This window comes from Streptomyces sp. Act143 (genome assembly GCF_003143935.1).
Taxonomy (GTDB): domain Bacteria; phylum Actinomycetota; class Actinomycetes; order Streptomycetales; family Streptomycetaceae; genus Streptomyces.
Genome location: NZ_QFRX01000001.1, coordinates 6,460,695 through 6,470,179, shown reverse-complemented (window position 1 = coordinate 6,470,179; position 9,485 = coordinate 6,460,695). Strand labels below are relative to the sequence as shown.

General features: G+C 66.4%; 8 protein-coding genes. 5 read left to right on the top strand and 3 right to left on the bottom strand.

Going from position 1 to position 9,485, the window contains the following annotated elements:
• Window positions 1–12: 12 nt before the first annotated feature.
• Genes DI272_RS29610 through DI272_RS29600 form a run of 3 tightly spaced genes read right to left on the bottom strand, consistent with a single transcriptional unit; the run spans window position 13 to window position 3,544 of the window.
• Window positions 13–981, bottom strand: coding sequence for an ABC transporter permease (locus DI272_RS29610; RefSeq protein ID WP_109498263.1), 969 nt, complete (start codon window positions 979–981; stop codon window positions 13–15).
• Window positions 974–1,897, bottom strand: coding sequence for an ABC transporter permease (locus DI272_RS29605; RefSeq protein WP_109498262.1), 924 nt, complete (start codon window positions 1,895–1,897; stop codon window positions 974–976). The genes DI272_RS29610 and DI272_RS29605 overlap by 8 nt, the downstream gene beginning before the upstream one ends.
• A gap of 6 nt (window positions 1,898–1,903) precedes the next feature.
• Window positions 1,904–3,544: an ABC transporter substrate-binding protein gene (locus DI272_RS29600; protein WP_109498261.1), complete on the bottom strand. Its 1,641-nt coding sequence runs from the start codon at window positions 3,542–3,544 to the stop codon at window positions 1,904–1,906.
• A 503-nt stretch (window positions 3,545–4,047) separates the two neighbouring features.
• On the opposite strand from DI272_RS29600, the gene DI272_RS29595 reads away from it, so the two are divergent.
• The 5 genes from DI272_RS29595 to DI272_RS45580 all read left to right on the top strand — a co-directional run.
• Window positions 4,048–5,037, top strand: a complete 990-nt coding sequence (locus DI272_RS29595) for an ABC transporter permease (protein ID WP_109498260.1) — start codon at window positions 4,048–4,050, stop codon at window positions 5,035–5,037.
• A gap of 80 nt (window positions 5,038–5,117) precedes the next feature.
• Window positions 5,118–6,878, top strand: a complete 1,761-nt coding sequence (locus DI272_RS29590; protein WP_109498259.1) for an ABC transporter substrate-binding protein — start codon at window positions 5,118–5,120, stop codon at window positions 6,876–6,878.
• A 104-nt stretch (window positions 6,879–6,982) separates the two neighbouring features.
• Entirely contained in the window at window positions 6,983–7,963 is a 981-nt protein-coding gene (locus tag DI272_RS29585) for an ABC transporter permease (protein ID WP_109498258.1), read from the top strand.
• A gap of 49 nt (window positions 7,964–8,012) precedes the next feature.
• Window positions 8,013–9,047, top strand: coding sequence for an ABC transporter ATP-binding protein (locus tag DI272_RS29580; protein ID WP_109498257.1), 1,035 nt, complete (start codon window positions 8,013–8,015; stop codon window positions 9,045–9,047).
• Window positions 9,048–9,077: 30 nt separating this feature from the next.
• Window positions 9,078–9,485, top strand: a 408-nt coding sequence (locus tag DI272_RS45580; RefSeq protein WP_258314716.1) for an ATP-binding cassette domain-containing protein, incomplete at its 3' end; no start/stop codon positions are given.

Below are 9,485 nucleotides of genomic sequence, written 5' to 3'. Positions count from 1 at the left end.
CAGGAGCACGACTCACCTCAGCTTCGGGTCGAGGGCGTCGCGGACCGCGTCGCCGAGCATGATGAAGGCCAGGACGGTGAGGGCCAGGGCGCCGGCCGGCCAGAGGAGCATGTGGGGGGCCTGGCGGATGTAGGCGGAGGCGGCGGAGATGTCGATGCCCCAGCTGACCGTCGGGGGCTTCAGGCCCACGCCGAGGTAGGAGAGCGTCGCCTCCAGGGCGATGTACGTGCCGAGTGCGATGGTCGCCACCACGATCACCGGGGCCACCGCGTTCGGCGCGATGTGGCGCAGCAGTTGGCGGGTGCTGGAGGCGCCGAGCGCCCGCGCGGCCTGCACGTAGTCGTTCTGTTTGGCCGTGATGACCGACCCCCGGGCGATGCGGGAGATCTGCGGCCAGCCCAGCAGCACCATGAAGCCGATCACCGGCCAGACCGTGTTGCTGGTGACGACGGACAGCAGGACCAGGCCGCCCAGGACCACCGGGATCGCGAAGAAGACGTCCGTGATGCGGGACAGGATCGAGTCCCAGAAGCCGCCGAAGAAGCCGGCGAGCCCGCCGAGGACCGAGCCCAGGATCGCGACCCCGAGGGTGGCGCAGACGCCGACCGTGACGGACGTACGGGCGCCGTAGACCGTGCGCGTGTAGACGTCGCAGCCCTGCCCGTCGAAGCCGAAGGGATGGCCGGGCTGCGAGCCCTCCTGGGCCTTGGCGAGGTCGCACTTGAGGGGGTTGCCCGAGGCGATCAGGGAGGGCCAGAGGGAGATCACGATCAGGAAGAGGATGACCAGCCCCGAGATGATGAAGACCGGGTTGCGGCGCAGGTCGCGCCACGCGTCGGACCACAGCGAGCGGGGTTTGCCCGCGGGGCCCGCGCCGCCCGGCCCCTTGTCCAGGGTGTTCGCCTCGCTCACGGCGAGGTCCATGGCGCCGCCCATGCCGGTGCCGGCGATCGCGCCCTCGGGCTCCTGGGGTTCAGGCATAGCGGATCCTCGGGTCGAGTACGGCGTACAGGAGGTCGACGAGCAGGTTGGCGACCAGGAACACCAGCACGAGGACGGTGACGAAGCCGACCACCGTCTGCGTGTTCTGGCGCAGGATGCCCTGGTAGAGCTGGTAGCCGACGCCGTGGATGTTGAAGATGCGCTCGGTGACGATCGCCCCGCCCATCAGGGCGCCGATGTCGGTGCCGATGAACGTGACGACCGGGATCAGCGAGTTGCGGAGGAGATGGCGGGTGATGACCCGGCGCCTCGGCAGGCCCTTCGCCACCGCCGTCCGGACGTAGTCGCTGCGGCGGTTCTCCGCGATCGACGTCCGGGTCAGCCGGGTGACGTACGCCAGCGACACCGACGCCAGCACCAGACCCGGCACGATCAGCTCGCTGAAGGCGGCGTCCGTGGACACCGACGGTTTGATCCAGCCCCATTCCACGCCCAGCAGGAGCTGGAGCAGCAGGCCGGTGACGAAGGTCGGGATCGAGATCACGACGAGCGTCAGCATCAGGACCGAGGTGTCGACGGGCTTGCCGCGCCGCAGGCCCGTGACGACCCCCAGCGTGATGCCGATGACGATCTCGAAGAGGATCGCGACGATCGTCAGGCGGATCGTCACGGGGAACGCCGTCGACATCAGCTCGGTGACCTTCTGGCCGTTGAACGCGGTGCCGAAGTCTCCGGTGAAGACGTTCCCCATGTAGGTCAGGTACTGCTGCCAGACCGGCTTATCTAGGCCGAACTCCTTCTTCAGCTGCGCGGCCGTGGCGGGGTCGCACTGCCGGTCGCCGCACAGGCCCGCGATGGGGTCGCCCATCACGTTGACCATGAGGAAGATGAGGAGCGTGGCGCCGATGAACACCGGGATCATCTGGAGCAGACGCCGGACGACGTAGCGTCCCATGGCGGGTCAGCTGACCTTGATCTCGTTGTAGACCGGCACGCTGAACGGGTTGAGCTTGACGTTGGACAGCCGCTCCGAGAAGCCCGCGCTGCCGTTCTGGTACCAGAGCGGGATCGCGCCCATGTTGTCCCGCAGCACCTTCTCGGCGTCCTGGAACTTGGAGACGGCCTTAGCGGTGTCGGTCTCGGCGTTGGCCTCGTCGACGAGCTTGTCGAAGTCCTTGTTGGACCACTTGCCGTCGTTGGAGGAGGCGTTGGTGTAGTAGAGCGGCTGGAGGAAGTTCTGGATGAGCGGGTAGTCCATCTGCCAGCCGGCCCGGAAGGGGCCGCTCATCTTCTTCTCGGTGATCTGGTTGCGGTAGTCGGCGAAGGTGCCGACGGGGTTGCCGACGCAGGCCTTGTCGTTGTCGAGCGCGTTGTTGATGGAGTTGCAGACCGCGTCGACCCACTGCTTGTGGGAGCCGGTGTCCGCGTTGTACGTGATCTTGATCCCGCCGCCGGGGAGACCGCCGCCCTCCTGGACGAGCTTCTTGGCCGCCGCCGCGTCGTACTTGCAGGCGTCCCCGCACAGGCCTTCCTTGAAGCCGCCGTCCTCGCCGAGGACCGGGGAGGTCCAGTCGCTGGCCGGGGTGCGGGTGTCATTGAAGATCGTCTTGGTGATCTGGTCGCGGTTGATGGCCCGGGACAGGCCCGTGCGGACCTTCTCCATCCCGGCCTTGTTCCAGTTCTTGTCGTAGAACGGGAAGGCGAGGGTCTGGATGATGCCGGCCGGGGTGTTGATGTACCGGTCGCCGAGGTCGGCCTTGACGTTCTTGAGCTGGGCGGCGGGGACGTCGTCGACGAGGTCGAGGTTGCCGGCCATGAGGTCGGTGTAGGCGGTGTTGTTGTCGGTGTAGACCTTGAGGTTCACGCCGCCGTTCTGCGCCTTGTCGTCACCCGGGTACTTGTCCCACTTCTTCAGGCTCATCTGCGAGCCCTTGGTGTACGACTCGATGGTGTACGGGCCGTTGCCGACCGGCTTCTTCAGCCAGGTGGCGTGGTCGTCGAAGAAGGCCTGCGGGAGCGGGGCGAAGGCCGGGTAGCCGAGGGTGTCGGGGAAGGTCGAGAACTTCTGGCTGAGCTTGACGGTGAAGGTCCGGTCGCCGGTGACCTTCAGCCCGGAGAGGGTCTGGGCGGTCTGCTTGCTGCCGTCCTCGGGGTGGACCTTGTCGTAGCCGTCGATGTACCCGAAGAAGTAGGCGTTCTTCTGGTTGTTCTTGAGGCTCGCCCCGTAGTTCCAGGCGTCCACGAAGGACTTCGCGGTGACCTTCTCGCCGTTGGAGAAAGTCCAGCCGTCCTTGACGGTGACGGTGAAGTTCTGCGAGTCGCTCGTCTCGATCTTGTCCGCGAGCATGTCCTCGGCCTTGCCGGTCTCCGGGTTGTACCGCTTCAGCGACCGGAAGATCATGTCGAGGACCTTGCCGCCCTGCACCTCGTTGGTGTTGGCCGGCTCCAGCGGGTTCTGCGGGTCGCCCCAGGAGGAGCTGAGCGTCCCGCTGCCGTCGCCACTGCCGCCGCCGCTGTCGCTGTCCCCACCTCCGCAGGCCGTCGCCGCGAGGGCTACCGCCGCCGCGCATGCGGCCCACTTGGCGTGCGTGGCTCCAGGCATGGAGTGCCTCCTGTTTGACTGCGCTGATCCGTTACCGGCAAATATCAACGCAAATCAGGCAAAGCGCACACGCATTGAGCCCTTCAGGGGAACGGACGGAGGCCTTCCGGGAACCTCCGACCTCTCCGGCAGTGGATCTTGCACGGAAGGTGCAATGGATCTTCACGTTCCGATGCAGAACCGTTGGATTACGACCCGTCTATGTACGGATTTCGACACACCACCGTCCGCATATCGAACTCATTGCCCGATTGGAGAAGTTGGCCCGATGTAAAACACGGATCGATCACGAGGGGCTACACGCGTAGCTACAGATTGGTCAAGGACAGGCAAAGAAAGTAAAGAGAAACCCAAGTCGACCGAGAATTTATTGACCTTGAATGAATTGCGTTGAAAAAGTCCGGCGTAGCCCGTAGGGGAGTGCCCTGCGGAGTCATCAGACCCTCCCTTGGGCCAGGAGCACCATGACCCCCCCAACTCCATCGGCGGCTGCCCCGCTTGAGGTGACCGAAGAGAGCGCCGAGAAGTCGATCACTTCTCCCTCTCCGAAGGCCAACGAGAGCCGCTCTCCCGGGCAGCTTGCCTGGCGCCGGTTCAAGCGCGACCGTACGGGCGTCATATCCGCCGGCATCGTGATCTTCTTCTTCGTGATCGCGATCGCGGCTCCGCTCATCGCGAAGCTGTACGGCAAGGACCCGTACACGACGTACGGCCAGGACATTCCCGGCCTGCTCAACGACTTCGCCTACCCGGTCAAGCCCAACGGCGGCATCAGCAGCGACTTCTGGTTCGGCATCGAGCCGCAGCTCGGCCGGGACGTCTTCACGTTCCTGCTCTACGGCATCCGCACCTCGCTGCTGCTCGCCACCGCCGCCACCCTGCTGACCACGCTCGTCGGCGTCGTCGTCGGTGTCACGGCTGGCTACCTGGGCGGCAAGACGGACTACCTCATCGGCCGGGTCATCGACATCCTGCTGTCGTTCCCGTCGACGCTGTTCTTCATCGCCTTCATGCCGGTCGTCTACAACCTCTTCGTCCCGTTCGACGAGGACGTACCGGTCTGGCTGCGGGCCACCTGCCTGATCCTCGCGCTCTCCGCCTTCGGCTGGGCCTCCATCGCGCGTCTGCTGCGCGGTCAGGTTCTGGGCCTGCGCGAACGAGAGTTCGTTGAAGCCGCGAAGGTGACCGGTGCCTCGCCGGCCCGGATCATCTTCAAGGAACTGCTGCCCAATCTCTGGACGCCGATCCTCATCCAGTCGACCCTCATGCTCCCGGCCTATGTCACGGCTGAAGCAGGGCTCGCCTTCCTCGGCGTCGGCATCATCGACCCGACCCCGGACTGGGGCGTCATGATCCAGCGCGGTGCGCAGTTCTACTCGGACGACATCACCTTCATGATCTTCCCGGGCGTCTCGATGATCCTCTTCGTCCTCGCCTTCAACCTGCTCGGTGACTCGGTCCGCGACGCGCTCGACCCGAAGTCCAAGCGCTGAGTCATTCCCCTCCCAGCCCCGGTCATCGTCGTCCGGCTGGTTGCACGTCTCTCATCCATCCCTCCCTAGGCAGGTAAGCCATGTCCTTCTCCCGCAGAAACTTCCTCATAGCCACTGGTGTGGCCGCCGGTGCGAGCACCGTGCTGAGCGCGTGCAGCAGCGGCGACGCGGGCGGCAGCAGTGCCAACAAGGCACCGTCGGTCGACAAGGCCAAGGCAGCCACCATCGCGGTCGGCACCAAGGCCGACTCCACCGGTGCGGCCCCCGAGGTTCCGGGCGCCGTCAAGGGCGGCACGATCTACACGCTCGACCAGATCGACTGGGACCACCTGGACCCGGCGCAGCTGTACTCCTCGTACGAGGGCGCCTGCTCGGTGCTGTTCCTGCGCGGTCTGACCGGCTACAAGGTCGACTCCAAGGGCACGACCACCCTCGTCGGCGACCTCGCCACCGACGCGGGCACCGCCACGGACGGCGGCAAGACCTGGGCCTTCACCCTGAAGGACAACGTCAAGTGGGAGGACGGCGCCGACGTCACCATCGAGGACGTCCGCTGGACCTTCGAGCGTCTCTTCGCCTCCTTCGTCACCCAGGGCCCGCGTTACCCGCAGAGCTGGCTGATCGGCGGCGACAAGTACAAGGGCCCCTACGAGGGCAAGCACCTCGACTCCATCGAGGTCGACGGCAAGACCATCACGTTCAAGCTGAAGGAGGCCCACGCCGACTTCAACTTCATGCTGGCCATGCGCGGCTACTCCATCGTGCCCAAGAAGCACGACACCAAGGAGAAGTACGACAAGCGCCCGTTCTCCTGCGCCCCGTACAAGATCGAGAGCCGCAGCATCGGCAAGGGCGCGACGCTGGTCCGCAACACCCACTGGGTCGCCGAGACGGACCCGATCCGCAACGCCTACCCGGACAAGTTCGTCTTCCAGTTCGGCTTCCAGTCGCTGGCGTCGACGGACCGCTACATCGCCGACCAGGGCAACGACCAGTTCACGCTGTCGCTGCTCAACGAGGTCGCCCCGGAGCGCATCCAGAAGGTGATGACGGACGCCACGCTGAAGAAGCGCGTCCTGACCCAGGTCGACACCACCTGCTACTACTTCGCGATCAACACCAAGCGCGTCACGGACGCCAAGGTCCGCCAGGCGCTCAACTTCGCGTGGCCGGCGCAGCAGCTGCGGCAGATCCGTGGCGGCGCGCTCTCCACCGCGACCGCGACCACGATCATCAGCCCCCTCACCCCGGGCCACAAGGACTTCGACCTCTACGAGAAGAAGACCAAGCCGACCGGTGACCCGGCCAAGGCCAAGGCTCTGCTGAAGGAGGCCGGCAAGGAGGGGCAGCGCGTCGTCATCGCGATGCAGCAGTCCGACAACTCCGTCAAGCAGGCCGTCGCCATCAAGAGCGCGCTGACGAAGGCCGGCTTCACCCCGGTCCTCAAGCAGGTCGACAAGACGTCCTTCTACAGCCAGATCGGCCAGCTGGACAACGAGTACGACATGTTCGCCGCGGGCTGGGGCCCGGACTGGCCGGCCGGTTACGCGGTCATCTACCCCTGCTTCGACGGCAGCCAGATCGCCGACGGCGGTGTCAACTGGCCGCAGCTGAACGACACCAGCGTGAACAAGGCGATCGCCGCCGCCACGGCCGAGACCGACGCGGACAAGGCCGCCAAGCTGTGGGGCGACATCGACGAGCAGATCATGCGTCTGGCCGCGGTGGTTCCGGACTACAACCCGATCCGTAACTACTTCCACGGCTCGAAGGTCGGCGGCGTGGTCTACGACTCCGGCAACACCTGCATCGCCCTGGGCAAGGTCTTCGCCGCCAAGTAAGGCCTGCTCCAGCTGTCGGGGCGGCGGCCACCGCCGCCGCCCCGATTCTTCCCGTCTCGCTCCCCACACCCCCGGCGACGGCGCCCCGTCCGGAAAGTCACGCCATGTTCCGTTTTCTAGTCCGCCGAGTCATCGGCGCACTTGTCATTCTGCTGATCATCAGCGCCGTCACCTTCTCGCTCTACTACGCGCTCCCGCGTGACCCGGCCCGTATGGCGTGCGGCAAGGTGTGCACGCCGGAACTGCTCGCGCAGGTCCGGCACAACCTCGGGATCGCCGACCCGCTGCCGGTGCAGTACTGGCACTGGCTCCAGGGCGTCTTCATCGGCCGTGACTACGGCGGCCTCGGCAACTGCAACGCTCCCTGCCTGGGCTTCTCCTTCACCAACCGCGAGCCCGTCCTCGGCACGATCATGGACCGTCTGCCGCTGACCATCTCACTGGCGCTGGGCGCCTCGGTCTTCTTCCTGATCATCGGCGTCGGCACCGGCATGATCGCCGCGGTCAAGCAGGGCCGGGCGGCCGACAAGATCGCGAGCTCCTTCTCGCTGCTCGGCTCCTCGCTGCAGATCTACTTCGTCGGCTACATCGCCATGTACTTCCTGGTGCAGCAGCTCGGCCTGCTGGAGCAGCCGTCGTACACGCCGTTCACCGACAACCCGGGTCAATGGGCCGCCGGCCTGCTGCTGCCGTGGCTGGTGCTGTCGATCATCTTCACCGCCAACTACACCCGTATGACGCGCTCCCAACTGGTGGAGCAGCTCAGCGAGGACTACGTGCGCACGGCGCGCGCCAAGGGTCTGTCCCGGCGCTCGGTCTTCTTCCGCTTCGCCTGGCGCGGAGCGATGGGCCCGATCGTGACGATCTTCGGCATCGACATGGGCACCCTCATCGGCGGCGCCATCATCACCGAGTCGGTCTTCAGCCTCCAGGGCCTCGGGCGGCTCGCGCTGACCGCGGTGGAGGCGAACGACCTGCCGATGCTGCTCGGTGTGACCCTGGTCGCCGCCGGCGCCATCGTCTTCGCCAACATCATCGTGGACGCCGTCTACGCCCTCATCGACCCGCGCATCCGGCTCGCCTGATCCGGTCCCCCTCCAGCTACCCCCCGGCATGACCCCCAGGAGCGTCCCCGTGACGAGCACCGATCAGCAGCCCTTCCTCTCCGTCAAGGACCTGAAAGTCCACTTCTCCACCGAGGACGGCATCGTCAAGGCCGTCGACGGGCTCACCTTCGACCTGCAGAAGGGCAAGACCCTCGGCATCGTGGGCGAGTCGGGCTCCGGCAAGTCGGTCACGAACCTGACGATCCTGGGCCTGCACGACCGGCACCGCACCGCGATCGACGGCGAGATCCTGCTCGACGGCAAGGAGCTGACCACGGCTCGCGAGTCCGAGCTGGAGAAGCTGCGCGGCAACAAGATGTCGATGATCTTCCAGGACGCCCTGGCCTCGCTGTCGCCGTACCACACCATCGGCAAGCAGATCGGTGAGACGTACCGCAAGCACACCGGCGCCTCCAAGTCGGAGGCCCGGAAGCGGGCGATCGAGATGCTGCGGCGCGTCGGCATCCCCCAGCCGGACATGCGGGTGGACGACTACCCGCACCAGTTCTCCGGCGGTATGCGCCAGCGCGCGATGATCGCCATGGCCCTGGTCTGCGACCCCGAGCTGCTGATCGCCGACGAGCCGACCACTGCGCTCGACGTGACGGTCCAGGCCCAGATCATGGACCTGCTCAAGGACCTCCAGCAGGAGTTCGGCACCGCGATCATCTTCATCACCCACGACCTCGGTGTCATCGCCGACATCGCGGACGACGTGCTGGTGATGTACGGCGGCCGGTGCGTGGAGCGGGGCACGAAGGAGGAGGTGCTGCGTACGCCGCAGCACCCGTACACCGTCGGTCTGCTGAGCTCGATGCCAAGCCTGGACGGCCCGGTCGACGTGCCGCTGTCGCCGATCCCGGGCTCGCCGCCCTCTCTCCTCAACCCGCCGTCCGGCTGCCGCTTCCACCCGCGCTGCTCCTTCGCCGAGAAGGTCGCGGGCGGGCTGTGCTCCACCGAGCGTCCGCTGCTGAAGGTCGAGGCCGGCCGGGGTTCCGCCTGCCACCTCACACTGGACCAGCGCAAGGAATTCTTCGCCGACCTCGCCGCTTCCCGGCACTGACTGACGTAACCGAGACGGGACTTCACCATCATGAGCAACACGAACCCCCTCCTGGACGTCACCGGCCTGACGAAGCACTTCCCGGTCAAGGGCGGCTTCCCGATCCGCCGTACCGTCGGCGCGGTCCAGGCCGTGGACGGGCTGGACTTCCAGGTGAACGAGGGCGAGAGCCTGGGCCTGGTCGGCGAGTCGGGCTGCGGCAAGTCGACGACCGGCCGCCTGATCACACGGCTGCTGGAGCCCACCGGCGGCAAGATCTCCTACCGCGGGCAGGACATCACCCACGCCAGCCGCAGGGAGCTCGCGCCGGTCCGCTCCGAGATCCAGATGATCTTCCAGGACCCGTACGCCTCGCTCAACCCGCGGCAGACGGTCGGCAAGATCATCTCGGGTCCGATGGAGATCAACGACATCAACCCGGAGGGCGGCCGTGAGAAG